The sequence below is a fragment of the Vogesella indigofera genome (assembly GCF_003633895.1).
Taxonomy (GTDB): Bacteria; Pseudomonadota; Gammaproteobacteria; order Burkholderiales; family Chromobacteriaceae; genus Vogesella; species Vogesella indigofera.
This window is the reverse complement of the sequence record NZ_RBID01000017.1, coordinates 237,946-261,617: the sequence shown is the minus strand read 5'-3', so window position 1 is coordinate 261,617 and position 23,672 is coordinate 237,946. Positions and strand designations below refer to the sequence as shown.

The 23,672-nt window shown below is 65.1% G+C and carries 22 protein-coding genes; 15 read left to right on the top strand and 7 right to left on the bottom strand.

From position 1 onward, the window contains the following. Positions 1–169: 169 nt before the first annotated feature. Entirely contained in the window at positions 170–1,870 is a 1,701-nt protein-coding gene (locus tag C8E02_RS14450) for an AMP-binding protein (protein ID WP_211329257.1), read from the bottom strand. A gap of 132 nt (positions 1,871–2,002) precedes the next feature. Here C8E02_RS14450 and C8E02_RS14445 point away from each other — a divergent pair, with 132 nt between their 5' ends. The 12 genes from C8E02_RS14445 (at position 2,003) to C8E02_RS14395 (ending at position 13,672) form a co-directional block, all read left to right on the top strand. Then, entirely contained in the window at positions 2,003–2,404 is a 402-nt protein-coding gene (locus C8E02_RS14445; protein WP_047967030.1) for a MerR family transcriptional regulator, read from the top strand. Between the two features lie 179 nt (positions 2,405–2,583). Then, positions 2,584–3,753, top strand: a complete 1,170-nt coding sequence (locus C8E02_RS14440) for an isovaleryl-CoA dehydrogenase (RefSeq protein WP_120811826.1) — start codon at positions 2,584–2,586, stop codon at positions 3,751–3,753. Positions 3,754–3,825: 72 nt separating this feature from the next. Further along, positions 3,826–5,424, top strand: coding sequence for a carboxyl transferase domain-containing protein (locus C8E02_RS14435; protein ID WP_047967032.1), 1,599 nt, complete (start codon positions 3,826–3,828; stop codon positions 5,422–5,424). 145 nt (positions 5,425–5,569) lie between these two features. Then, the gene (locus C8E02_RS14430) at positions 5,570–6,361 is read left to right on the top strand and encodes an enoyl-CoA hydratase/isomerase family protein (protein ID WP_120811824.1); all 792 of its coding nucleotides are present in this window, start codon (positions 5,570–5,572) and stop codon (positions 6,359–6,361) included. Between the two features lie 149 nt (positions 6,362–6,510). After that, positions 6,511–6,642 (top strand): hypothetical protein, encoded by a 132-nt coding sequence (locus tag C8E02_RS17760; RefSeq protein ID WP_281268925.1) that lies wholly within the window; start codon positions 6,511–6,513, stop codon positions 6,640–6,642. Continuing rightward, the gene (locus tag C8E02_RS14425; protein ID WP_120811821.1) at positions 6,632–8,602 is read left to right on the top strand and encodes an acetyl/propionyl/methylcrotonyl-CoA carboxylase subunit alpha; all 1,971 of its coding nucleotides are present in this window, start codon (positions 6,632–6,634) and stop codon (positions 8,600–8,602) included. The genes C8E02_RS17760 and C8E02_RS14425 overlap by 11 nt, the downstream gene beginning before the upstream one ends. Positions 8,603–8,742: 140 nt before the next feature. Next, positions 8,743–9,636, top strand: a complete 894-nt coding sequence (locus tag C8E02_RS14420; protein ID WP_120811818.1) for a hydroxymethylglutaryl-CoA lyase — start codon at positions 8,743–8,745, stop codon at positions 9,634–9,636. 192 nt (positions 9,637–9,828) lie between these two features. Next, complete coding sequence (gene rfbB, locus C8E02_RS14415; RefSeq protein ID WP_120811816.1) at positions 9,829–10,896, top strand: dTDP-glucose 4,6-dehydratase; 1,068 nt, start codon at positions 9,829–9,831, stop codon at positions 10,894–10,896. Beyond that, entirely contained in the window at positions 10,893–11,804 is a 912-nt protein-coding gene (rfbD, locus tag C8E02_RS14410) for a dTDP-4-dehydrorhamnose reductase (RefSeq protein ID WP_120811813.1), read from the top strand. Before rfbB ends, rfbD begins: the two co-directional genes overlap by 4 nt. Continuing rightward, a complete protein-coding gene (gene rfbA / locus C8E02_RS14405) occupies positions 11,801–12,679 on the top strand; it encodes a glucose-1-phosphate thymidylyltransferase RfbA (protein WP_120811810.1) in 879 nt (292 codons plus the stop codon). Before rfbD ends, rfbA begins: the two co-directional genes overlap by 4 nt. After that, complete coding sequence (gene rfbC, locus C8E02_RS14400; RefSeq protein WP_120811807.1) at positions 12,680–13,225, top strand: dTDP-4-dehydrorhamnose 3,5-epimerase; 546 nt, start codon at positions 12,680–12,682, stop codon at positions 13,223–13,225. Positions 13,226–13,333: 108 nt separating this feature from the next. Then, positions 13,334–13,672: a DUF2249 domain-containing protein gene (locus tag C8E02_RS14395; RefSeq protein WP_047967039.1), complete on the top strand. Its 339-nt coding sequence runs from the start codon at positions 13,334–13,336 to the stop codon at positions 13,670–13,672. A gap of 272 nt (positions 13,673–13,944) precedes the next feature. On the opposite strand, the gene C8E02_RS14390 is transcribed toward C8E02_RS14395, so the two are convergent. Both C8E02_RS14390 and C8E02_RS17280 read right to left on the bottom strand, forming a co-directional pair. Continuing rightward, positions 13,945–14,709, bottom strand: coding sequence for an IclR family transcriptional regulator (locus C8E02_RS14390; protein ID WP_120811804.1), 765 nt, complete (start codon positions 14,707–14,709; stop codon positions 13,945–13,947). 2 nt (positions 14,710–14,711) lie between these two features. Further along, on the bottom strand, positions 14,712–14,957 hold the full coding sequence (locus tag C8E02_RS17280; protein ID WP_147424505.1) for a hypothetical protein: 246 nt from the start codon (positions 14,955–14,957) through the stop codon (positions 14,712–14,714). Here C8E02_RS17280 and C8E02_RS14385 point away from each other — a divergent pair. Both C8E02_RS14385 and C8E02_RS14380 read left to right on the top strand, forming a co-directional pair. Beyond that, the gene (locus tag C8E02_RS14385; protein ID WP_120811800.1) at positions 14,934–15,473 is read left to right on the top strand and encodes a VOC family protein; all 540 of its coding nucleotides are present in this window, start codon (positions 14,934–14,936) and stop codon (positions 15,471–15,473) included. The genes C8E02_RS17280 and C8E02_RS14385 overlap by 24 nt on opposite strands. Positions 15,474–15,668: 195 nt before the next feature. After that, entirely contained in the window at positions 15,669–17,630 is a 1,962-nt protein-coding gene (locus C8E02_RS14380; RefSeq protein ID WP_120811797.1) for an acetoacetate--CoA ligase, read from the top strand. Positions 17,631–17,705: 75 nt separating this feature from the next. Here C8E02_RS14380 and C8E02_RS14375 read toward each other — a convergent pair whose 3' ends face one another. From C8E02_RS14375 to cysS, 3 genes are all read right to left on the bottom strand, one after another. Beyond that, positions 17,706–19,337 (bottom strand): ArnT family glycosyltransferase, encoded by a 1,632-nt coding sequence (locus tag C8E02_RS14375; RefSeq protein WP_120811795.1) that lies wholly within the window; start codon positions 19,335–19,337, stop codon positions 17,706–17,708. A 94-nt stretch (positions 19,338–19,431) separates the two neighbouring features. Then, positions 19,432–19,647, bottom strand: coding sequence for a 50S ribosomal protein L31 (gene rpmE / locus C8E02_RS14370; protein WP_047967044.1), 216 nt, complete (start codon positions 19,645–19,647; stop codon positions 19,432–19,434). A 127-nt stretch (positions 19,648–19,774) separates the two neighbouring features. Next, a complete protein-coding gene (cysS, locus tag C8E02_RS14365) occupies positions 19,775–21,145 on the bottom strand; it encodes a cysteine--tRNA ligase (protein WP_120811792.1) in 1,371 nt (456 codons plus the stop codon). A gap of 162 nt (positions 21,146–21,307) precedes the next feature. Between cysS and C8E02_RS14360 the strand changes: the two genes are divergently transcribed. Then, positions 21,308–23,101: an ABC transporter ATP-binding protein/permease gene (locus C8E02_RS14360; protein WP_047967046.1), complete on the top strand. Its 1,794-nt coding sequence runs from the start codon at positions 21,308–21,310 to the stop codon at positions 23,099–23,101. A gap of 179 nt (positions 23,102–23,280) precedes the next feature. Here C8E02_RS14360 and C8E02_RS14355 read toward each other — a convergent pair whose 3' ends face one another. Continuing rightward, positions 23,281–23,625, bottom strand: coding sequence for a RidA family protein (locus C8E02_RS14355; RefSeq protein WP_120811789.1), 345 nt, complete (start codon positions 23,623–23,625; stop codon positions 23,281–23,283). Between the last annotated feature and the right edge of the window lie 47 nt (positions 23,626–23,672).

Sequence of the window (23,672 nt, the reverse complement as noted above, 5' to 3'; positions counted from 1 at the left end):
GCACAAAGCAACACTCGCCACCATGCCGCGCGCCGGCCGGCGCGGGTAATCGCGACCGGCGAACAACGACGGTTGCGGCCAACGTTGGCCGCAAAAAAGAAACAGCCGTGGCGGTGGCGACACCGCACACGGCTGCTGCTGACCCGGCACAGCGCAGGGCACTGCCGCGTCAGGCGGTCTTGGCTTCGTCCAGCCCCAGCTTGTCCTTCATCTGCTGCCGCATCATGAATTTCTGGATCTTGCCGGTGATGGTCATCGGGAAGGCATCGACGAATTCGATGTAGCGCGGGATCTTGTAGTGCGCGATCTGGCCGTCGCAGAAGGCGCGGATTTCTTCCACGGTGCAGCTCTCGCCGTCGCGCAGCCGTATCCACGCGCACAGCTCCTCGCCATACTTGGTGTCCGGCACGCCGACCACCTGCACGTCCTGCACCTTGGGATGGCGGTACAGGAATTCCTCGATCTCGCGCGGATAGATGTTCTCGCCGCCGCGGATCACCATGTCCTTCACCCGGCCGACGATATTGCAGTAGCCGTCGGCGTCCAGCACCGCCAGGTCGCCGGTGTGCATCCAGCCGGCAGCGTCGATCGCTTCACGCGTTTTTTCCTCGTCGCCCCAGTAGCCGAGCATCACCGAGTAGCCGCGGGTGAGCAGCTCGCCGGTTTCGCCGCGCGGCACGATGCGGCCCTCGACGTCGACGATCTTGACCTCCACGTGCGGATGGATGCGGCCCACGGTGGCCACTTTTTTCGCCACCGGGGTATCGGTCGCGCTCTGGAAGCTGACCGGGCTGGTCTCGGTCATTCCGTAGGCGATGGTGACCTCGGCCATGTGCATCTGCGCCACCACCCGCTCCATCACCGAGATCGGGCACGGGCTGCCGGCCATGATGCCGGTGCGCAGTGCGGACAGGTCGAATTCGGCGAAGCGCGGGTGATCCAGCACCGCGATGAACATGGTCGGCACGCCGTGCAGCGCGGTGCACTTCTCCTCCGCCACCGTCTGCAGCACCGCCAGCGGCTCGAACGCTTCCGACGGGAACACCATCGCCGCACCATGGGTGAGGCAGGCCAGCACCCCCAGCACCATGCCGAAGCAGTGGTAGAGCGGCACCGGGATGCACAGCCGGTCGTGCTCGGTGAGGCGCATCGCCTCGCCGACGAAAAAGCCGTTGTTGAGGATGTTGTGGTGGGTGAGCGTGGCGCCTTTCGGGCTGCCGGTGGTGCCGGAGGTGAACTGGATATTGATGGCGTCGTCGAACTGCAGCGCGTCGCCGATTGCGGCCAACGTTTGCCGCTCTGCCGCCGTCGGCTCGGCCAGCAAGGCCGGGAAGTTGAGCATGCCCGCCGTCACCTCCTCGCCCAGGCGAATCACCCAGCGCAGCGCCGGCAGCTTCGCCGCCTGCAATTCGCCCGGCCGGCTTGCGGCCAGCTCCGGCGCGAGATCGTTCACCATCGCGAGGTAGTCGCTGCTCTTGAAGCTCGGCGCCAGTACCAGCGCGCGGCAATCGACCTTGTTCAGCGCATATTCCAGCTCGCTGCGGCGATAGGCGGGATTGATGTTAACCAGCACCAGTCCGGCCTTGGCGGTGGCGAACTGCATCAGCAGCCACTCGCTGTTGTTCTGTGACCAGATGCCGATGCGCTCGCCAGTCTGCAGCCCCAGCCGGCGCAGGCCGCAGGCAAGGCGCTCGACCTGCTCCTGCAGCTCGGCGTAACGCCAGCGTATGCCCTGGTGACGCACGATCAGCGCGTCGCGTTCGGCAAAACGGCGGCAGGCGTCGTCAAAAAACTGGCCGATGGTCTGGCCGATCAGCGGCTTGTCACCGGTGCCGTGCACATAACTGGGTAGAGCGGACATCGACGTCATGGTGTGTTCTCCGTTGCATTGTGCTGTTATCGCTTTGCCACAAACTTACTATTACGTTAACGTAAACTCAAGCCTTGTCGCGGCAAGGCCGGCAAAAAACGCTACAATCGCGCCAGACCAACAGGAACCATCATGAGCGAAGAACGCCTTTTCACCATTTCCGACCTGGCACGGGATTTTGACATCACCCTGCGCACCATCCGCTTCTACGAGGAACAGGGCCTGATCGAGCCGCAGCGCGAAGGCCGCCAGCGCCTGTTTACCCACCGCGACCGCGCACGGCTGAAGCTGATCCTGCGCGGCAAGCGCATCGGCCTCGCGCTGTCGGAGATCCGCGAGATCCTCGACCTGTACGAACTGGCGCGCGACGAGGCCAGCCAGTCGCTGAAGCTGCTGCAGCTGTTGTCCGAGCGCAAGAAGCAACTGGAAGAACAGCGCAACGATATCGACGCGGTGCTGTCCGAGATTGTGGTACTGGAAGGCCACTGCCGCCAGGTGATCGACACCATGACCGGCAAGGACGCCACAGCCTGAGGCTTTCCCGCCATCCTGAAGGATGGTTTCGTCATTTTGTATTGACGTTAACGTAAGCGTAATTCAAGATTAAGTCATGCCGCAGCGCAGATGGCGCAATCGCCACCATCCGCTACAACACAGAGATAGCCGCCACGAGATGCCAACGGCACCGGGCAGTTCGCACAAAGGAGAGACACATGTACAGCAGCTTGCGCTTTGCCCACGGTGACACCTACGACATGCTGCGCGAAACGGTGCGCGACTTCGCCCAGAGCGAAATCGCCCCGCGCGCCGCCGACATCGACCGCGACAACCTGTTCCCGGCCGACCTGTGGCAGAAGTTCGGCGATCTCGGCCTGCTGGGCATCACCGTCAGCGAAGAGTACGGCGGCGCCAACATGGGCTACCTCGCGCACATGATCGCGATGGAAGAAATCTCCCGCGCCAGCGCCTCGGTCGCCCTCTCCTACGGCGCGCACTCCAATCTGTGCGTGAACCAGATCTACAAGAATGGCAACGACGAGCAGAAACGCAAGTATCTGCCCAAGCTGATCTCCGGCGAACACGTCGGCGCGCTGGCAATGTCCGAGCCGAATGCCGGCTCCGACGTGGTGAGCATGAAGCTGCGTGCCGACAAGGTCGACGGCGGTTACAAGCTCAACGGCAGCAAGATGTGGATCACCAACGGCGGCGACGCCGACACGCTGGTGGTGTACGCCAAGACCGACGTCAACGCCGGCCCGAAAGGCATTACCGCCTTCATCATCGAAAAAGGCTTTGCCGGCTTCAGCCACGGCAGCAAGCTGGACAAGCTGGGCATGCGCGGCTCCAACACCTACCCGATCTTCTTTGACGACTGCTTCGTGCCGGAAGAAAACGTGCTGGGCGGCGAAGGCAACGGCGTCAAGGTGCTGATGAGCGGCCTCGACTTCGAACGCGCGGTGCTGTCCGCCGGCCCGCTGGGCATCATGCAGGCGTGCATGGACGTGACCGTGCCCTACCTGAACGACCGCAAGCAGTTCGGCCAGGCCATCGGCGACTTCCAGCTGATGCAGGGCAAGCTGGCCGACATGTACGTGAAGCTTTCTGCCAGCCGCGCCTACGTCTACGCCGTCGGCCAGGCGCTGGACCGTGGCGAATCCGGGCGCCAGACGCGCAAGGACGCCGCCGGCGCCATCCTCTACGCCGCCGAAGCGGCGACGCAGATGGCGCTGGACGCCATCCAGTGTCTGGGTGGCAACGGCTACATCAACGAATACCCGACCGGCCGCCTGCTGCGCGACGCCAAGCTGTACGAGATCGGCGCCGGCACCAGCGAAATCCGCCGCTGGCTGATCGGCCGCGAACTGATGGCCGAGACCCGCTAAGCGCGGCCCGCCAAGCCCAAGCGGTGCGGCCAACCTTGCCGCACCTTGTTCCGTACCGATAGAGGCGCAACCATGCCCATCATCGAATCCAAGCTCTCCCCCCGCGCCGCCGACTTCCAGGCCAATGCCGACAAGATGCGCGCGCTGGTGGCCGACCTGAAAGAAAAAGTCGCCAAGGCCGCGCTGGGCGGCGGCGACAAGGCGCGCGAGAAACACGTCGCCCGCGGCAAGCTGTTGCCGCGCGAGCGCATCAACCTGCTGCTCGACCCCGGCTCGCCCTTCCTCGAATTGTCGCAGCTGGCCGCCTACGGCATGTATGGCGACGACGCCCCCGGCGCCAGCGTCATCACCGGGGTGGGCCGCATTTCCGGCATCGAGTGTCTGGTCATCGCCAACGACGCCACCGTCAAGGGCGGCACCTACTACCCGATGACGGTGAAAAAACACCTGCGCGCACAGGAAATCGCCCGCGAAAACCGCCTGCCCTGCGTCTACCTGGTCGATTCCGGCGGCGCCTTCCTGCCGCTGCAGGACGAGGTGTTCCCCGATCGCGACCACTTCGGCCGCATCTTCTACAACCAGGCCAAGCTGTCTGCCGACGGCATCCCGCAGATCGCGGTGGTGATGGGCAGCTGCACCGCCGGCGGCGCCTACGTGCCGGCGATGAGCGACGAGACGGTGATCGTCAAGGACCAGGGCACCATCTTCCTCGGCGGCCCGCCGCTGGTGAAGGCCGCCACCGGCGAGGTGGTGACGGCGGAAGAGCTGGGCGGCGGCGACGTGCATACCAGAATATCTGGCGTCGCCGACCATCTGGCGCAGAACGACGCCCACGCGCTGGCCATCGCCCGCCGCATCGTGTCCGACCTCAACTGGCAGAAACAGGGCACGCTCGACCGCATCGACCCGCGCCCGCCGCGCTACGGCGCCGAGGAAATCTACGGCGTAATCCCGGCCGATGCGAAAAAGCCGTTCGATGTGCGCGAGATCATCGCGCGCCTAGTCGACAACTCCGACTTCGACGAATTCAAACAGAACTACGGTACGACGTTGGTGACGGGTTTTGCCCGTCTCAACGGTTACCGCGTCGGCATCATCGCCAACAACGGCATCCTGTTTTCCGAGTCCGCGCTCAAGGGCGCGCACTTCGTCGAGCTGTGCTGCCAGCGTGGCATTCCGCTGGTGTTCCTGCAGAACATCACCGGCTTCATGGTCGGCAAGAAGTACGAAAACGGCGGCATCGCCAAGGACGGCGCCAAGCTGGTGACCGCGGTGGCCTGCGCCAGCGTACCCAAGTTCACGGTACTGATCGGCGGCAGCTTCGGCGCCGGCAACTACGGCATGTGCGGCCGCGCCTACTCGCCGCGCTTCCTGTGGATGTGGCCGAACAGCCGCATCTCGGTAATGGGCGGCGAACAGGCCGCCGGCGTGCTGGCGCAGGTGAAGAAGGAACAGCTGGGCGACGCCTTCACGCCAGAGCAGGAAGAAGCGCTGAAAGCGCCGGTGCGCGAGCAGTACGAGCAGCAGGGCCACCCCTACTACGCCAGCGCGCGACTGTGGGACGACGGCGTGATCGACCCGGCGCAAACGCGCGAGGTGTTGAGCCTGGCGCTGGAAGCGACCCTATCGGCGCCGGTGGAAAAAACACGCTTTGGCGTGTTCCGCATGTAGTTTTCTTTAGCCACGGAATCCACAGAAAACACGGACAACGGCGCCCGCCTTGACGGCCGCCACAGCGTAGAGATACCCAGCCGGGCTGCCATGACTTCTGTGCTCTTCCGTGGTTTCTGTGGCAAATAAAAGAAAGGGCTTTCCAATGACTTACAGCACCTTGGAAATCGAACGCGCCGGTCAGGTCGCCACCGTGTGGATGAACCGCCCGGAGCTGCACAATGCGATGAACGAGCACCTGATCGCCGATCTCACCGCCGCCTTCCGCATCCTGAACGAGGATGCCGGCGTGCGCGTAATCGTGCTGGCCGGACGTGGCAAGAGCTTCTCCGCCGGCGCCGATCTGGACTGGATGCGCCGCGCCGCCGGTTACAGCGAGGCACAGAACCTCGACGACGCGCGCAAGCTGGCGGCGATGCTGAAAGGCATCTACCGCAGCAAGAAGCCGGTGATCGCGCGCATCCACGGCGCGGCAATGGCCGGTGGCACCGGTCTCACCGCGGTATGCGACATCGCCATCGCCACCGACGCCGCCAAGTTCGCGCTGACCGAAGTGCGCCTCGGCCTGATCCCGGCCACCATCGGCCCCTATGTCGCCGATGCCATCGGCCAGCGCCAGGCACGACGCTACTTCCTGACCGCCGAGCGCATCGACGCCGCCACCGCCGAGCGCATCGGCCTGGTGCATGAGGTGGTGTCAGCCGAGGCACTGGATACACGCGTTGCCGAAGTGGCCGCCGAGCTGGTCCGTGGCGGTCCGCACGCGCTGACCGCCGCCAAGGAGTTGCTGGCCGACCTGCGACAGGGCTCGCCGCTGGACGACACGCTGCTGGACGACACCGCGCACACCATCGCCGCCACCCGCGTCACCGACGAGGCGCGCGAAGGCCTGGCCGCCTTCTTCGACAAGCGTCCGCCACAGTGGATCAAGGACTGACCACCCCGCCCTTGCGGCCAACCTTTGACCTTGGCCGCAAGCAACCCCGGGTAGGCAAAACACTGCGTCCCACCGGCAAATTTGAACGGGTGGATTCCGCCGCTTAGTCCTCTCTGCAGCGAACAGACAAGAAAAGGGAAAGCTCCCATATGTTCACCAAGATCCTCATCGCCAACCGTGGCGACCAGCAGCCGCAAGGCTGCGCAGCTGCGCAGCAAAATTGCCAGACGGCACGCCAGTGCCGCGGCGAGTTCGCCACGGGAGAGCACCATGTTCACTAAGATCCTCATCGCCAACCGTGGCGAAATCGCCTGCCGCGTGATCAAGACCGCCTGCGCCATGGGCATCCGCACCGTGGCGGTGTATTCCGATGCCGACGCCAGCGCCCGCTTCGTGAAACTGGCGGATGAAGCCTACCGTCTGGGGCCGGCGCCGGCCGCCGAGTCCTACCTCAAGGCCGGGCTGATCCTCGACATTGCCAAACAAAGCGGCGCGCAGGCGGTGCATCCGGGCTACGGCTTCCTGTCGGAAAACGAAGACTTCGCCGCCGCCTGCGAGGCTGCCGGCATCGCCTTCATCGGCCCGCCGGCCAGCGCCATTGCCGCCATGGGCAGCAAATCCGCCGCCAAGGCGTTGATGGAAAAAGCCAACGTGCCACTGGTGCCGGGCTATCACGGCGACAATCAGGATGAACAGTTCCTGAAGGCCGAAGCCGACAAGATGGGCTACCCGGTGCTGATCAAGGCCAGTGCCGGCGGTGGCGGCAAGGGCATGCGCATCGTGGAGCGCAGTGACGACTTTATCGCTGCGCTGGCCAGCTGCCAGCGCGAGGCGCGCGCCAGCTTTGGCGACGACAAGGTGCTGGTGGAGAAATACCTGACCCGTCCGCGCCACGTGGAGATCCAGGTGTTTGCCGACAGTCTGGGCGGCTGTGTCTACCTGTTCGAGCGCGACTGCTCGGTGCAGCGCCGCCACCAGAAAGTGCTGGAAGAAGCCCCGGCACCGCACCTGCCGGCGGCAACCCGGCAGGCGATGGGCGAAGCGGCGGTAGCTGCCGCGCGCGCCGTCGGCTATGTCGGCGCCGGCACCGTGGAATTCATCATGGATGTGGAGTCGGGGCAGTTCTACTTCATGGAAATGAACACCCGCCTGCAGGTGGAGCACCCAGTTACCGAGATGATCACCGGCCAGGACCTGGTGGCCTGGCAGCTGAAAGTGGCCAGCGGCCAGCCGCTGCCGCTGCAACAGCAGCAGCTGGCGATCCACGGCCACAGCATCGAGGCGCGCATCTACGCCGAAGACCCGGACAAGGGCTTCCTGCCGGCCACCGGCACGCTGGTGCACCTGCAACCGCCGGCGGAGAACGCCCATGTGCGCGTCGATACCGGTGTACTGGAGGGCGACACCATTTCGCCGTTCTACGACCCGATGATCGCCAAGCTGATCGTGTGGGGCGAAACGCGTGAGGCGGCGCTGCAGCAGCTGGACGCGGCGCTGGCCGCCTACCAGGTGGTGGGCGTCACCACCAATATCCGCTTCCTGCGCCGCATTGCCGCCAACCCGGCGTTTGCCAGCGGCGACGTGGATACCGGCCTGATCGCCCGTTACCACGACAGCCTGCTGCCCGCCCCCGCCGCGCCGTCCAGCGAACAGCTGGCGCTGCTGGCAGTGGGTGAAACGTTGGCCGCAGCCAGCGACGACAACCATGCCTTCGGCGCGCTGCAGGGCTGGCGCCTGAACGGCACGCTGGAGCGTCGCCTCGGCTTTGCCCACGGCGACAGCCGCATCGAGGTGCTGCTGCGCCAGCAACAACAGGAGCAGCAGCTGGTCAGCGTCAACGGCAGCGACATCCCGCTGCGCGCCAGCCTGCAGGGCAAGCAGCTTACGGCCAACCTGGGCGGCAAGCAGATCAGCGCCACACTGGTACGCCACGGCGCGCAGCGCGTGCTGTTTGCCGACGGCGAGCGCATTGCCGTGGACTACCTCGATCCTTACGCCTATGAAGAAGCAGGCGTGCACGGCGAAACCCACATGAAGGCGCCGATGCCGGGCCGCGTGGTGGCGCTGCTGGCCGAAGCCGGCACCCGCGTGGCCAAGGGTGAACCGTTGCTGATTCTGGAAGCGATGAAGATGGAACACACCATTACCGCGCCGGCCGACGGCAAGGTGCTGGCGTTCTACTTTGCCGCCGGCGAGCAGGTCAGCGACGGCGACGAGCTGGTGGATTTCGAGGCGGATTGATTTGTTGGTTGCCACGAAAGCACACGGAAGCCACGGACAAAACCAAAGGCACAACACCCATCCCCAGCAAGGGGCAACAACGGCATACCTTCGGGACGGGATTTTCTTCCGTGCCTTCCGTGGCGAAAAAGGAACTCAGCATGACCCACGTAAAAATCGTCGAAGTCGGCCCGCGCGACGGGCTGCAGAATGAAAAGCACAGTATCAGCCTGGCTACCAAGCTGGAGCTGATTGAAAGGTTGGCCGCAGCCGGCTTGCGCACTATCGAGGCCGGCGCCTTCGTGTCGCCCAAGTGGGTGCCGCAGATGGCCGACAGCCTGCAGGTGCTGCAGGCGCTGGACCTGGACGCCGGCATCGACTACCCGGTGCTGGTGCCCAACGACAAGGGGCTGGATGCGGCGCTGGAAGCCGGCGTGCGCGAGATCGCGGTGTTCGGTGCCGCCAGCGAGGCGTTCAGCCACAAGAACATCAACGCCAGCATCGCCGAGAGCCTGCTGCGCTTCGAATCGGTGATGAAGCGGGCGCAGGCGGCAAACATCAAGGTGCGCGGCTATGTGTCCTGTGTGCTGGGCTGCCCGTACGAAGGCGACACCGCCCCGTACAAGGTGGCCGAGGTGGCGCGTGCGCTGTACGACATGGGCTGCTACGAAATCTCGCTGGGCGACACCATCGGCGTGGGCACCCCCAACAAGGTGACCGCGATGCTGGATGCGGTGACCGAGGTGGTACCGGTGGCCAAGCTGGCCGGCCATTTCCACGACACCTACGGCATGGCGATTGCCAATATCCACACCGCGCTGCAGGCCGGGGTACGCACCTTCGACAGCTCGGTGGCCGGGCTGGGCGGCTGCCCGTATGCCAAGGGCGCCTCCGGCAACGTGGCCACCGAAGACGTGGTCTACCTGCTGCACGGGCTGGGCTACCACACCGGGGTGGATCTGGAGCAGCTGGCCGATACCGCCTGGTTCATTGCCGAGGCACTGGTGCGCGAGCCGGGCTCCAAGTATGCCAAGGCACGCGGCCTGCGCAGCTGAGTCCTTGCCGTTTATGCGGCCAGCCGGCGACCAACGGTCGCCGGCTGGCCGTTGTGCTTTGCCGCTGCCGGCGTTATAGCGGCGGCTCGTGTTACGCCGCCAAGGCAAGTACAATCCGGCAACAAGCAGTGCCGTGGCGGCGCGCCGCCGCACTGCGACCTTCCCGACCGACTTCCGCAAGCAAAGAGCAACATGACCATTCTGGTAACCGGTGGTGCCGGCTTTATCGGCGGCAATTTCGTGCTGGACTGGCTGGCCGGCAGTGACGAGCTAGTCGTCAATCTGGACAAGCTGAGCTACGCCGGCAACCTGCAGACGCTGGCCAGCCTGCAAGGCGACGACCGGCACCGCTTCGTGCACGGCGACATCGGCGATCGCGCGCTGCTGGGCCGCCTGCTGGCCGAGCACCAGCCGCGCGCGGTACTCAACTTTGCCGCCGAGAGCCACGTCGACCGCTCCATCCACGGTCCGGGCGACTTCATCGAGACCAATGTCGTCGGCACCTTCAAGCTGCTGGAATCGGTACGTGCCTACTGGAACGACCTGCCTGCCGCAGGCAAGACCGCCTTCCGCCTGCTGCACGTCTCCACCGACGAAGTCTACGGCACCTTGGCCGCAGAGGACGCACCGTTCGCCGAAGATCACCGCTACGAGCCGAACAGCCCGTACTCTGCCAGCAAGGCGGCGTCCGACCATCTGGTACGGGCCTGGCACCACAGCTACGGCCTGCCGGTACTGACCACCCATTGCAGCAACAACTACGGCCCCTACCACTTCCCGGAAAAACTGATCCCGCTGGTCATTCTCAATGCTCTGGCCGGCAAGCCACTGCCGATTTACGGCGACGGCCAGCAGATCCGTGACTGGCTGTACGTCAAAGACCACTGCGCAGCCATCCGCCGCGTACTGGCGGCCGGAACCACCGGCGAAACCTACAACGTCGGCGGCTGGAACGAGAAAGCCAACCTCGATGTGGTCCGCACCATCTGCAGCCTGCTGGACGAATTGCGTCCGCGCGCCGACGGCAAAGGCTACGCCGAACAGATCACCCATGTGCAAGAGCGCCCCGGCCACGACCGCCGCTACGCCATCGACGCACGCAAACTGGAACGCGAGCTGGGCTGGAAACCGGCCGAAACCTTCGACTCCGGCATCCGCAAAACCGTCCAGTGGTATCTGGACAACCAGGACTGGGTCGAGGGCGTCAGCAGCGGCCACTACCGCGACTGGCTGACCCGGCAATACGGAGGCCAGTCATGAGCTACCCGGCAAAAATCCTGATCACCGGCGGCAGCGGCCAGGTCGGCTTCGAGCTCAAGCGCGCGCTGGCGCTGCACGGGGTACTGAGCTGCCCCGGCCGCCAGCAATTCGATCTGGCGGCACCGCACACCCTGGCCGCGACGCTGGACGCCTTACAGCCCGACATCATTGTCAATGCCGCGGCCTATACCGCGGTCGATCAGGCCGAGGATGAAATCGCGCTGGCCCATGCCGTCAACGCTGCAGCACCGGCGCAGCTGGCTCAGTGGGCGGCACAGCACAACGCGCTGCTGGTGCACTACTCCAGCGACTACGTGTTCGACGGCAGCAAGTTCGGCGCCTGGCTGGAAGACGACAGCGCCAATCCGCAATCGGTGTATGGCCGCAGCAAATGGCTGGGCGAACAGGCCATCCGCGACAGCGGCTGCCGCCACTACATCCTGCGCAGCTCGTGGGTGGCCGGCGTCTATGGCCAGAATTTCCTGAAAACCATACTCAGGCTGGCCGCAACCCGCGACCGCCTGGCCGTGGTCGACGACCAGTTTGGCGCCCCGACCCCGGCCAGCCTGCTGGCGGACGTGTGCGCGCTGTTGCTGCCGCACTACGCCAACTACCCTGACAGCACCAGCTACGGCACCTACCACCTTGCCGCCAGCGGCCGCACCAGCTGGCACGACTACGCCGCCCACGTCATCGCGCTGGCCCGCGATGCAGGCTGGACGCTGATGCTGCCGCCGGACGGCCTGCACGCGGTCAGCAGCGACGAGTACCCGCAGCGGGCCACGCGGCCGGCCAATTCCGTGCTCGACTGCAGCAAGCTGCGGCTCACCTTCGGCCTGCAGCTGCCGTCATGGCAGGAAGGCGTGGCGCAGTTGTTCCAGACCCTCGATAACGCAAGAAAACCATGAACCGTAAAGGCATCATCCTCGCCGGTGGCGCCAGCACCCGCCTGTACCCGGCCACCCTGGCCGTCAGCAAGCAGCTGCTGCCGGTCTACGACAAGCCGCTGATCTACTACCCGCTGACCACGCTGTTGCTGGCCGGCATCCGCGACATCCTGATCATTTCCACGCCGCAGGACACCCCCCGCTTCCGGCAACTGCTGGGCGACGGTAGCCAGTGGGGCATCCGGCTGCAGTACACGGTGCAGCCCAGCCCGGATGGCCTGGCACAGGCCTTCATCCTCGGCGAGTCCTTCCTCGCCGGTGCGCCGTCGGCACTGGTGCTGGGCGACAATATTTTCTACGGTGCCGAGCTGGCCAGCCAGTTGCAGCACACCGCGGCGCAAGCACAGGGCGCCACCGTGTTCGCCTATCGCGTCAACGACCCGGAGCGCTACGGCGTGGTCGAGTTCGATGGCGCAGGCCAGGCCATCAGCATCGAAGAGAAACCGGCGCAGCCCAAGTCCCATTACGCCGTCACCGGCCTGTACTTCTACGACGCACAAGTGGTCGATATTGCCAAGTCGATCAAGCCGTCGCCGCGCGGCGAGCTGGAGATCACCGACGTCAATGCCGCCTACCTCGCACGCGGCACGCTCACAGTCGAGACCATGGGCCGCGGCTACGCCTGGCTGGATACCGGCACCCATGACTCGCTGCTGGAGGCCAGCCAGTTCATCGCCACCCTCGAAAAACGCCAGGGCCTGAAGGTGGCCTGTCCGGAAGAAGTGGCGTGGCGCATGGGCTACATCGACGACGGCCAGCTGCAAAGGTTGGCCGCACCACTGGCCAAGACCGGTTATGGTCGCTACCTGCTGCAATTGCTGCAAGAAGGGTGCTGAATGAGCCCGTTCCGCGAAACCGGCCTGTCCGGCCTGTGGCTGATCGAACCCCGCATCCATGGTGACGAACGCGGTTTTTTCTACGAGAGCTTCCACCAGCAGCAATTCGATGCCGCCATCGGCCGCCACGTCGAGTTCGTGCAGGACAACCACTCCCGCTCCAGCCGCGGCGTGCTGCGCGGCTTGCACTACCAGCTGCCGCCGCAGGCGCAAGGCAAGCTGGTGCGCTGTGTGGCCGGCGAGGTATTCGACGTCGTCGTCGATCTGCGCCGCGACTCCGCCACCTTCGGCCGCCACTTCGGCACCCTGCTGTCGGCGGCCAACCATCGCCAGCTGTGGATACCGGAAGGCTTCGCCCATGGTTTTGTCACGCTGAGCGAACACGCCGAAGTGCTGTACAAGACTACCGCCTACTGGAGCCCGCAGCACGAGCGCGCGCTGCGCTGGGATGACCCGCAACTGGCGATTGCCTGGCCGCTGTGCGACGGCCTGCAGCTGTCGGCCAGGGATCGCGCCGCGCCGTTGCTGGCCGACGCCGAATACTGAACGCCGAATACCGAACCCTGGCACTGCGGCGCCGGCGCTTATTTTGCCTCAAGGAAAGCGGCGCGGCGGGTGCGTAAGCTGGGCACTGTTACAGACAGGAGTCCATCCATGCACACCCACACCTCTGATTTGTCGGTTTTCCCTTTTGATGCGCGCGGCGTGGCCAAGCGTTTCCGTCATGCCGCCATTTTTGGCGCGCTGGAATCGCTGAACCACGGCGAGCGCATGCGCTTCGTCAACGACCACGATCCGCTGCCACTGCTCGGCCAGATCGAGCAGCGCTACGGTGGCCAGGTGCTGATCAACTACGTGGAGCGCTCGCCGCAACAGGTCGTCATCGACTTCACCATCCATGTCGCCGACAGCGAGCCGGCACCGGCCCAGGCGCCAGCAGCCCAGCAAGGCGGTTGTGGCGGCGGCGGCGGTTGCGGCTGCTCCGGCGGCTAAGAACGTGTTCACGATCTCGCGAGCTAGAGCGAGACAAGGCGAAAACAGCTGAGGACGCGGCGTTTCTCCAGATACAAACAAGCATTCGAAGCCGTTTTCAGCGCCGTATCGCCCATCGATATCAGCCGCAGCAGATCGTGAACAGGTTCTAAGCAATACGGCAACGGGCTGGCATCTGCCAGCCCGTTTTTCTTTTTGTGAGCGCCGCACCCGCGGCGCCGGCGTCACGACGACAGTGAATGCAGTCAGACACCCACCTGTGACGCCACGACTCAGCCGCGATAGCCGATCTGCGCGGAGATGTCGGCCGCCGCGCTGCGCAGCCGCTGCGCGATCACCCCGTTCCAGTCCGAGGAAAACGTCGCCGCCGGCCCCAGCGTGGTCATCACCAGTGCCAGCTGGCCGGCGTGATCGAACACCGGCACACTGAAAGCGTTGATGCCGGGCAAGGGATAGCCCACCGCGCGCGCCATGCCGCGCTCGCGCACCCGCTGCAGCGCCGACTGGAACGCGGCCTGCTCCTCGATACCAGCCTGCCGCGCCGCCATCTCGCTGGCGATCATCTCCTCGGTCAGCCGCGGCGGCAGGTAGGCGGCAAACACCTTGCCGGTTGCCGAGTCCAGCAGCGACATCACCGTGCCGGTCCGCATATTGATGTGCACCACGCGATTGCACTCCTGGATCCGCACCACGGTCGGGCCGTGGTTGCCCCACACCGCCAGCGCCACGTTCTGCTGGATGTCCAGCGACAGCGCCGCCGCCCGTTCGGTGGCGATCTTGACCGCGTCCAGTTCGTGCAGCGCCACCAGCCCCATCTGCAAGGCAAACGGCCCCAGCTTGTACAGGCCGCTGCCCGCATCCTGCTCGATCAGCCCCAGCTTGCCAAAACTCACCAGATAGGGATGCGCCTTCGCCGCCGGCATGCCGGCCTCGCCGGCCAGGTCCTTCAGCATCATCGGCGCACCGTGACGCACCAGCGTCTGCAGTAGGCTGCCGCCCACCTCGATTGATTGGATTCCGCGCCGGTCTTTTTCCATCGTTACCCCGTCTTGCCCGCTGGCATGGTCAGTGTTGTTGAAACGGCGGCAATTCTAGCATTTTCGCCACGCCAGCAACGGCGATAATATTTGTTATTATCGAACAAATTGACCAATAACGAATTAATGGTTAACTTGCCAGCATCGCCACTGGCCGCCACCGCGATCAGTGCCAGACTGAAATCAGCGCCGCACCACGGCCACCGCTCACGGAGAGAACCATCATGCTGATCAAGAAAATTCACCATGTCGCCTATCGCTGCAAGGACGCCAAGGAAACGGTGGAGTGGTACGTGAAACACCTCGACATGAAGTTCGTGCTGGCAATCGCCGAAAACGAAGTACCGTCCACCAAGGCGCCGGACCCGTACATGCACGTATTCCTCGACGCTGGCCAGGGCAACATCCTCGCCTTCTTCGAGCTGCCGACGCGGCCGCCGATGGACCGCGACCAGAACACGCCCAACTGGGTGCAGCATCTGGCGATGGAAGTGGACTCGCTGGACACACTGCTCGCCACCAAGGCACGCCTGCAGGCCGCCGGCATCGACGTGATCGGCCCCACCGACCACACCATCTTCAAGTCGATCTACTTCTTCGACCCCAACGGCCACCGCCTGGAGCTGGCTTGCAATACCGGCACGCCGAAGATGATGCAGATGCTGGACGAGGTGAAGTGGGACATGCTCAACGAATGGGCAGAAACGCGGAAGGCACCGCAGCACGCGCGCTGGATGCACGACGGCAGCTATTCGGAAGACTGAGCCGCCGCGCATGCGGCCAACCCTGCTCAAGGTTGGCCGCAACACGCCGCCAGCCGGCCACACGCGGCACGGATCGCGTGGCCGGCGGCCTATACCGCAGGCATGGCTGTGCAGTAAACTGGCCGACAAACAGCTTTCATAATAAAGAACGACACCCTTGAGCGACCCCACACGCTTCCTGAGGAGAGACTTGATATGCACGCAGCAGACCATCCGATCTGGCAGCCGTCGCCGGCCCGCCTGAGCGCGACCCACCTGACCGCCTTTACCCGGCTGGCGGAAACGCTGGACAACCAGCGCTATCCCGACTATTCCAGTCTGTGGCACGCCAGCATCGAGCGCCCGGAACGCTTCTGGAGCCAGCTGTGGGATTACGCCGGCGTGATCGGAGACAAGGGCAGCGTGGCGCTGGAAGACAAGGACGGCATGCGCGCCGCGCGTTTCTTCCCGCAGGCCGCACTCAACTACGCGGAAAACCTGTTGCGCCGCCGCGATGACACGCTGGCGATGGTGTTCTGGGGCGAGGACAAGGTCAAACGCGAGCTGACCTGGTGGGAGCTGTCCGATCTGGTATCGCGCCTGCAACAGGCGATGTTGGCGCACGGCATCGTCGAAGGCGACCGCGTCGCCGGCTACATGCCGAACATGCCGGAGACGGTGGCCGCGATGCTGGCCACCAGCAGCATTGGCGCGGTGTGGACCAGCTGCTCGCCGGACTTCGGCACCGACGGCGCACTGGACCGCTTCGGCCAGACCGCGCCGCGCCTGCTGTTCTGCCCGGACGGCTACTGGTACAACGGCAAGCAGGTCGACATCAGCGAGAAGATGCAGATCATCGCCAGCGGCCTGCCATCGGTGGAAAAAGTGATCGTGGTGCCCTACCTGGAGCGCGCCGACGCCTTCGCGGAAACGGTGCCCAAGGCCGTCACCCTCGAGCGCTTCGTCGACAGCTTTGTCGCCAGCGAGCTGCTGTTCCGCCGCGTCGGCTTCAACCACCCGCTGTTCATCCTCTATTCCAGCGGCACCACCGGCAAGCCCAAGTGCATCGTGCACGGCCACGGCGGCACCCTGCTGCAACACCTGAAGGAGCACCAGCTGCACGCCGACGTGCACGCCGGCGACCGCCTGTTCTACTTCACCACCTGCGGCTGGATGATGTGGAACTGGCTGGTGTCCGGCCTCGCCAGCGGTGCCACGCTGATGCTGTTCGACGGCTCGCCGTTCGCCAAGGGCGGCCACATCCTGTGGCAATACGCCGAAGCCTATCGCTGCGCGCAGTTCGGCACCTCGGCCAAGTACATCGACGGTCTGCGCAAGATCGACCTGCAGCCGAAGCGCGACTACGACCTCAGCTGCCTGCGCGCGGTGTTCTCCACCGGCTCGCCGCTGGTGGCGGAAAGCTTCGACTGGGTCTACGACGCGATCAAGGACGACATCAACCTCGCCTCCATTTCCGGCGGCACCGACATCGTGTCCTGCTTCGCGCTGGGTTGCGCCAGCCTGCCGGTCTATCGCGGCGAGCTGCAGTGCCGCGGCCTGGGCATGGCGGTGGATATCTGGAACGATGCCGGCCAGCCGGTACAGGGCGAAAAGGGCGAGCTGGTGTGCACCAAACCGTTCCCGTCGATGCCGGTCGGCTTCTGGGGCGACGCGGACGGCGAGAAGTACCGCAAGGCCTACTTCGAGCGTTTCGACAATGTGTGGTGCCACGGCGACTACGCCGAGCTGACCGAGCACGACGGCATGATCATCTACGGCCGCTCCGATGCGGTGCTCAATCCCGGCGGCGTGCGCATCGGTACCGCCGAGATCTACCGCCAGGTGGAAACCTTCGACGCGGTGCTGGACAGCATCGTCGTCGGCCAGCGCTGGCTGGACGACGAGCGCGTGGTGCTGTTCGTCAAGCTGCGCGACGGCTGCGAGCTGGACAAGACGCTGCAGGCCGCCATCCGCGACAAGATCAAGAACGGCGCCAGCCCGCGCCACGTGCCGGCCAAGATCATCGCCGTCGCCGACATTCCGAAGACCATCAGCGGCAAGATCGTCGAGCTGGCGGTGAAGAACGTGATCCACGGCCTGCCGGTGACCAACCTCACCGCCCTGGCCAACCCGGAGGCGCTGCAGCTGTTTGTCGATCTGCCCGAGCTGCAGAGCTAGCGCCTGCGGCCAACGTTGGCCGCAACCGCATGCAAAACGCCACCGTCAGGTGGCGTTTTTGTTGGCGGCGAGCGCTTACGGCAGGCGCTGCCACAACACGAACTGCTCGCGCTTGTCGCGGGCGCGGTTGCCGCTCCAGCGCGCCTGCCAGCCCGGCAGCGGCGGCGTATCGACACGACGATCGCGCACCATCAGCAACAGGTTGCAGGCCGGCGCGGCACCGTCGGCCACCGGCTGCAGGCGCAGGCCGGCGTAATAGCCCCAGCTGATGCGCGCCAGCTGCTGGCTGGCCGATACCGACACGCAGTGCTCGCCGGCCGGCATCGCCCGCATCATGCCCTGCACTACCGGCTGATAGCTCTTGGCGGCATCGAGGAACGGCAGCCACAGCGTCATCAGCAGCCCCCACAGCAGCGCCAGTCCGGCGGCCCAGTTGGTCACCGCCTGGCGGCCGCGCAGATGGCGCCGCGTCACCGCCCAGCCCCACAGCGCGGTGGCGACCAGCGCCAGCAGCAGCGCCAGCCACGATACCTGCGGCTCATAGTAGGGACTGAAATAGCTGGCGCGCTCCGCCAGCTTGGCCGGCCAACCGAAGTTCATCGCCGCCCAGCCCAGCCACACCAGCAGCGAGAACAGGCCGAATGCCATCAGGCCGAACCAGTTGAGGAAGGCAGCGGCGCCACGGCGCAGGCTGTCCAGCTCCACCGCCGCCAGCACCGCCAGCGGCAGCAGCAGCGGCATCGCGTCCTCGGTATGGCTGCGATTGGAGAAGGTCAGCAGCAGCAGGATCACCGCGAAGAACAGCAGCGGCAACTGCAGCAGCGGCAACTCGTAGCGGCGGTTCTTCCACAGCGTCCACGCCGGCCAGGCGTACCACAGCATCAGCTTCGGGTAGTAGCCGAACTCGTGGAACAGGCCGAGGCCGCCGAAGCCGTCCAGCGGCCCCAGCGCGTGGAACTGCCACCAGGCATGGAACACCGCCGGCGCGCCGCGATACAGTGCCAGCGGCCACAGTGCCGCCAGCGGCAAGGCAAACAGCAGCGCCATCAACAACGTGATGGCGTAACCCTTGTTGCGCCAGCTGACGAAGGCCGGCAGCATCAGCGCCACGCTCCACACCAGCAGCACCGGCAGCAGGCTGGTGGCCAGAAACAGCACCACTGTCGCCGCGCCGAGGATGGCACCGGCCAGCGCCGGCGCCCGCCGCGTCAGCACCAGCGCGTACAGCGCCGCGGCAAAACCGGCAAAGCCGGCCACCACCGGGTTCATCTCGTGACCGGTGACGATCAGCCCCAGGCAACCGATCAGGATCAGCACCACGCTGCGGCCATGACGGCGACCGATCAGCTCGCGGCCGACACCGCCGGCAAAAGCGAGGCCGATCGCCATGAACAGCGGCGTCGCCAGCCGCGCCGCATCATGCAGCGGCAGCAGCCACGGCGACAGCAGCCGCGCGAACAGGGTCGCCACCCAGTAATACAGCGGCGCGCTGTCGAGATACGCCTGGCCGTCGATCGCCGGCAGCCACCACGGGCCGCCGGCCAGCATGTGCTGCACCACGGCGGTGACGTAGGGTTCGTCCGGCTTCCACGGCGTGTGCCCCACAATGCCCGGCCACAGCCAGACAAAGGTCAGCAACAACAATAGCCACGGCTTTTCAGTGGCGGCAGGCAGGCGGGACTGGGAGGAGTCGCTATAGGTCAGCATGGGACAGCCGTACTCGGACAATGGGCTTCAGGATAAACCGGAACAACAAAAAAGGCAGCCGTGGCTGCCTTTTTCCGGACTGCTGCAAGCGTAATTAGCGCTTGAAGAAGCTGCCGAACTTCTGGTTGAAGCGGTCAACACGGCCAGCGGTGTCAACGATCTTCTGTTTGCCAGTGTAGAACGGGTGGCACTCGGAGCACACTTCGATGTGGAAGGCGTCTTTGGCCATGGTGGACTTGGTGGCAAAGGTGTTGCCGCAAGAGCAAGTCACGTTAACTTCTTTGTAGTTCGGCTGGATGTCAGCTTGCATGTTCGGTTTCCTTTTCAATCGGGCGCAGGGGTTTTGCCTGCGCTTCATCTAAAACGCAGCATTATCCGCACTTGGTAAGGGTTTGGCAAGCAAAAGCTGGCCAGCGGCCAGCCCTGCCCGCCCGTGCTCAGGCACGGCGCCAGGTGGTGGTACCGGCGCTGTCTTCCAGCACGATGCCGGCGGCGGTCAGCTGGTCGCGGATGCGGTCGGACTCGGCCCAGTCCTTGGCGGCGCGCGCGTCCTTGCGCGCCTGGATCAGCGCCTCGATCTGCGCCGCCGACAGGCCGTCGCCGGCTTCGCCCTGCAGGAAGGCTTCCGGATCACGCTGCAACAGGCCCAGCACGCCGGCCAGATCTTTCAGCAGGCGCGCCTGCTGCACGTCGCGGCTCTTGTTGACTTCGCCGGCCAGCTCGAACAGCACGGAGATCGCCTCGGAAGTGCCGAAGTCATCGTCCATCGCCGCCTTGAAACGCGCCGCGTAGGCATTGTTCCAGTCGATGCCGCTCGTCGCCGGCAGCTCCAGCCCGCGCAAGGCGGTGTAGAGGCGGGTCAGGCCCTGCTTGGCGTCGTTGAGGATGCCGTCGGTGAAGTTGACCGGGCTGCGGTAGTGGCTGCGCACGATGAAGAAGCGGATCACCTCGCCGTCGAAATGGCCCAGCACGTCGCGGATGGTGAAGAAGTTGCCCAGGCTCTTGGACATCTTTTCGCCGTCGACGTTGATGAAGCCGTTGTGCATCCAGTAGTTCACGTACTGCTGGCCGTGCGCGCCCTCGCTCTGCGCGATTTCGTTCTCGTGGTGCGGGAACTGCAGGTCTTCACCGCCGCCGTGGATGTCGAAATGCTCGCCCAGGTGGTGGCAGCTCATCGCCGAGCACTCGATATGCCACCCCGGACGGCCGGCGCCCCACGGGCTCTGCCACTGCGGCTCGCCCGGCTTGGCCGCTTTCCACAGCACGAAGTCGTGCGCGTCGCGCTTGTTGGGGTCGACCTCGACGCGCTCGCCGGCGCGCAGGTTGTCCAGCGTCTTGCCGGACAGCTTGCCGTAGCCGTCGAACTCGCGCACCGCGTAGTAGACGTCGCCGTTGGCCGCCGGGTAGGCCTTGCCGCGGCTGATCAGCTTGCTGATGATGTCCTGCATGCCGCCGATGTGCTGGGTGGCGCGCGGCTCGAAGGTTGGCCGCAACAGGCCCAGCGCCCCGGTGTCGGCGTGCATGGCGGCGATGGTTTCTTCCACCAGCGCCTCGGCGCTGATGCCGCGCTCGGCGGCGCGCTTGATGATCTTGTCGTCGATGTCGGTGATGTTGCGCACGTAGGTGACGTCATAACCGGAGGCGGCAAACCAGCGGTAGATCACGTCGAAGGCGGTCAGCATGCGCGCGTGGCCGATGTGGCACAGGTCGTAGACAGTCATGCCACACACATACATCTTTACCTTGCCGGGTTCGATCGGGTTGAATGCTTCTTTTTGGCGGGTCAGTGTGTTGTAAAGATTAAGCATGACTGGATGAGCCTGTGCAGTTGGTTATTGGTGAACCGCTATTGTAGCAAAGCTGTCAATCCCCCCGCAGCGGAGTTTGCCGCTGCCCCGCCCGCGCAAAAAACGCTATGCTGGCGGCCATATCGAACCGGGTTTTGCATTACTGCGCCATAAGGAGAACCGATGAACTGGAGTCAGGAACTGCTGCAAAGCGCCATCTGGCTGGGCAAGGCTACCGCCATCACGCTGCTGGTATCACTGTTGCTGGGGGTCGCGCTGGCGCGCACCACCATGTGGGGACGCCAGTTCTGGCGGCTGGCGGCACCGTTTTTCACCCCGCGCATCAGCGGCTGGAAACCGCTGCTGAGCCTGGGCGCCATCCTGCTGATCACGCTGGCCGGGGTGCGCGTCAACGTGCTGTTCTCGCGCTGGTACAACGATATGTACAGCGCACTGCAACAGCTGAACGTGAAGCTGTTCTGGGCCTCGATGCTGATTTTCGGGGTGCTGGCGGCGGTACACGTTGGCCGCTCGCTGCTGGAGTACTACCTGCGTCAGGTGTTTGCCATTCACTGGCGGGAGTCGCTCAACGAGTACTTCCTCGGCAAGTGGCTGGACAAGCAGGGCTACTACCGCAGCCAGCACCTGGCCAAGCCGGCGGATAACCCGGACCAGCGTATCCAGCAGGACATCAGCAGCTTTGTCGGCTCCTCACTGTCGCTGGCGATGGGGGTGATCGACGCGCTGGTGTCCACCTTCGAGTTCACGCTGATCCTGTGGGGGCTGTCCGGCGTGTTCGCGCTGTTCGGCGTCGAGATCCCGCGCGGGCTGGTGTTCATGGTCTACATCTACGTGATCGTCGCCACCGTGCTGGCGTTCCGCATCGGTAAGCCGCTGATCCGGCTCAACTTCCTCAACGAGAAATTCGGCGCCGACTACCGTTATGCGCTGGTGCGGCTGCGCGAGTACGGCGAGAACATCGCCTTCTACCGCGGCGAGAAGGTCGAGGGCACCACCCTGCGCCTGCGCTTCCGCCAGGTGATCGGCAACGCCTGGGACATCGTGCACCGGACGCTGAAGCTGTCCGGCTTCAACCTGATCGTCAGCCAGACCGGGGTGATCTTCCCGTTCATCCTGCAGGCGCCGCGCTTCTTCTCCAAGCAGATCACGCTTGGCGACATGGTGCAGACCTCGCAGGCCTTCGGCCAGTTGCAAAGCAACCTGTCCTTCTTCCGCAGCGCCTACGACGAGTTCGCCGGTTTCAAGGCGGTGCTGGATCGTCTGACCGGCTTCATCGACGCCATCCACAGCGCCGACCAGCTGCCGACCCCGGAGCTGACACCGCAGAGCGAAGGCCTCAGCGTGCGACAGCTGTCGCTGCGCACCCCCGACGGCCAGACGCTGCTGTCCCAGCTCAGCTTCAGCCTCAGCGCCGGCCAGGCGCTGCTGATCCGCGGCCCGTCCGGCAGCGGCAAGACCACGCTGCTGCGCGCCATCGCCGGGCTGTGGCCGCACTGCGACGGCCACATCCAGCGCCCGCCGCAGAGCGAGGTGCTGTTCCTGTCGCAGCGCCCCTACCTGCCGCTGGGCAGCCTGCGCGCGGCGCTGCACTACCCGCACCCGGCCTCGGCCAACAACGAGCGCGCGGCGGAAGTACTGCGTTCGGTGCAGCTGGGCCACCTGATCGACAAACTGGACGAAGAGGCCGACTGGGGCCGCATCCTGTCGCTGGGCGAGCAGCAGCGGCTGGGCTTCGGCCGTCTGCTGCTGGCGGCGCCGAAGGTGATCTTCCTCGACGAGGCGACCTCGGCGATGGACGAAGGGCTGGAAGAGGCGCTGTACCGCCTGCTGCGCAGCCGCCTGCCGCACGCCACGCTGGTCAGCGTCGGCCACCGCAGCACGCTGCTGATCCACCACCAGTTCGCGCTGACGCTGCGCAGCGGTGGCGAGTGGAAGCTGGAGTCGCTCAGCGAATAAGCCCACCACCAAGGTTGGCCGCAATGCGTTGCGGCCAACCTTGCCCCCACTCAAGCCCCGCATCCTTGCGCGCGGATACGGAAAAAGGCCGGCCATATGGCATGCAAAAGGCCGCCAGCACCGGTGAGGGTGCTGGCGGCCTTTTTGCGCGGCGGCCAAACGGCCGGCGCACGCCAAGCTTAACGGCTGGCGACGATGCGGATCTCGATCTTCCAGTCGGGGTGGGCCAGTTTCGCCTGTACCGTGCAGCGCACCGGGGCATTGCCCTCCGCCACCCAGGCGTCCCACGCCTCGTTCATGGCATCGAAATCGGTGAGGTCGGTCAGGAAAATGGTGGCTTCCACGATCTTGCTCTTGTCGCTGTCCAGCTCGGCCAGTACGGTGTCGATCAGGCCCAGGGTCTCGGCGGTCTGCGCGCGGGCATCACCCTCGCCGCTTTCCGGTACCTGTACGGTGTAGATCAGGCCGTTGACGACCACGGCTTCCGACATGCGCTTGCCTGGTTTGTGGCGATACAGACTCATTGCGACTCCCGAATAAATGGATGGTGGGCACGGGTGCCGACCAGCGG

What these genes read in the sequence shown, in the direction of transcription:
- C8E02_RS14450 (WP_211329257.1), bottom strand. Translation starts at nt 1,870, where the DNA reads ATGACGTCGATGTCCGCTCTACCCAGTTATGTGCACGGCACCGGTGAC.
- C8E02_RS14445 (WP_047967030.1), top strand. Translation starts at nt 2,003, where the DNA reads ATGAGCGAAGAACGCCTTTTCACCATTTCCGACCTGGCACGGGATTTT.
- C8E02_RS14440 (WP_120811826.1), top strand. Translation starts at nt 2,584, where the DNA reads ATGTACAGCAGCTTGCGCTTTGCCCACGGTGACACCTACGACATGCTG.
- C8E02_RS14435 (WP_047967032.1), top strand. Translation starts at nt 3,826, where the DNA reads ATGCCCATCATCGAATCCAAGCTCTCCCCCCGCGCCGCCGACTTCCAG.
- C8E02_RS14430 (WP_120811824.1), top strand. Translation starts at nt 5,570, where the DNA reads ATGACTTACAGCACCTTGGAAATCGAACGCGCCGGTCAGGTCGCCACC.
- C8E02_RS17760 (WP_281268925.1), top strand. Translation starts at nt 6,511, where the DNA reads ATGTTCACCAAGATCCTCATCGCCAACCGTGGCGACCAGCAGCCGCAA.
- C8E02_RS14425 (WP_120811821.1), top strand. Translation starts at nt 6,632, where the DNA reads ATGTTCACTAAGATCCTCATCGCCAACCGTGGCGAAATCGCCTGCCGC.
- C8E02_RS14420 (WP_120811818.1), top strand. Translation starts at nt 8,743, where the DNA reads ATGACCCACGTAAAAATCGTCGAAGTCGGCCCGCGCGACGGGCTGCAG.
- rfbB (WP_120811816.1), top strand. Translation starts at nt 9,829, where the DNA reads ATGACCATTCTGGTAACCGGTGGTGCCGGCTTTATCGGCGGCAATTTC.
- rfbD (WP_120811813.1), top strand. Translation starts at nt 10,893, where the DNA reads ATGAGCTACCCGGCAAAAATCCTGATCACCGGCGGCAGCGGCCAGGTC.
- rfbA (WP_120811810.1), top strand. Translation starts at nt 11,801, where the DNA reads ATGAACCGTAAAGGCATCATCCTCGCCGGTGGCGCCAGCACCCGCCTG.
- rfbC (WP_120811807.1), top strand. Translation starts at nt 12,680, where the DNA reads ATGAGCCCGTTCCGCGAAACCGGCCTGTCCGGCCTGTGGCTGATCGAA.
- C8E02_RS14395 (WP_047967039.1), top strand. Translation starts at nt 13,334, where the DNA reads ATGCACACCCACACCTCTGATTTGTCGGTTTTCCCTTTTGATGCGCGC.
- C8E02_RS14390 (WP_120811804.1), bottom strand. Translation starts at nt 14,709, where the DNA reads ATGGAAAAAGACCGGCGCGGAATCCAATCAATCGAGGTGGGCGGCAGC.
- C8E02_RS14385 (WP_120811800.1), top strand. Translation starts at nt 14,934, where the DNA reads ATGCTGATCAAGAAAATTCACCATGTCGCCTATCGCTGCAAGGACGCC.
- C8E02_RS17280 (WP_147424505.1), bottom strand. Translation starts at nt 14,957, where the DNA reads ATGGTGAATTTTCTTGATCAGCATGATGGTTCTCTCCGTGAGCGGTGG.
- C8E02_RS14380 (WP_120811797.1), top strand. Translation starts at nt 15,669, where the DNA reads ATGCACGCAGCAGACCATCCGATCTGGCAGCCGTCGCCGGCCCGCCTG.
- C8E02_RS14375 (WP_120811795.1), bottom strand. Translation starts at nt 19,337, where the DNA reads ATGCTGACCTATAGCGACTCCTCCCAGTCCCGCCTGCCTGCCGCCACT.
- rpmE (WP_047967044.1), bottom strand. Translation starts at nt 19,647, where the DNA reads ATGCAAGCTGACATCCAGCCGAACTACAAAGAAGTTAACGTGACTTGC.
- cysS (WP_120811792.1), bottom strand. Translation starts at nt 21,145, where the DNA reads ATGCTTAATCTTTACAACACACTGACCCGCCAAAAAGAAGCATTCAAC.
- C8E02_RS14360 (WP_047967046.1), top strand. Translation starts at nt 21,308, where the DNA reads ATGAACTGGAGTCAGGAACTGCTGCAAAGCGCCATCTGGCTGGGCAAG.
- C8E02_RS14355 (WP_120811789.1), bottom strand. Translation starts at nt 23,625, where the DNA reads ATGAGTCTGTATCGCCACAAACCAGGCAAGCGCATGTCGGAAGCCGTG.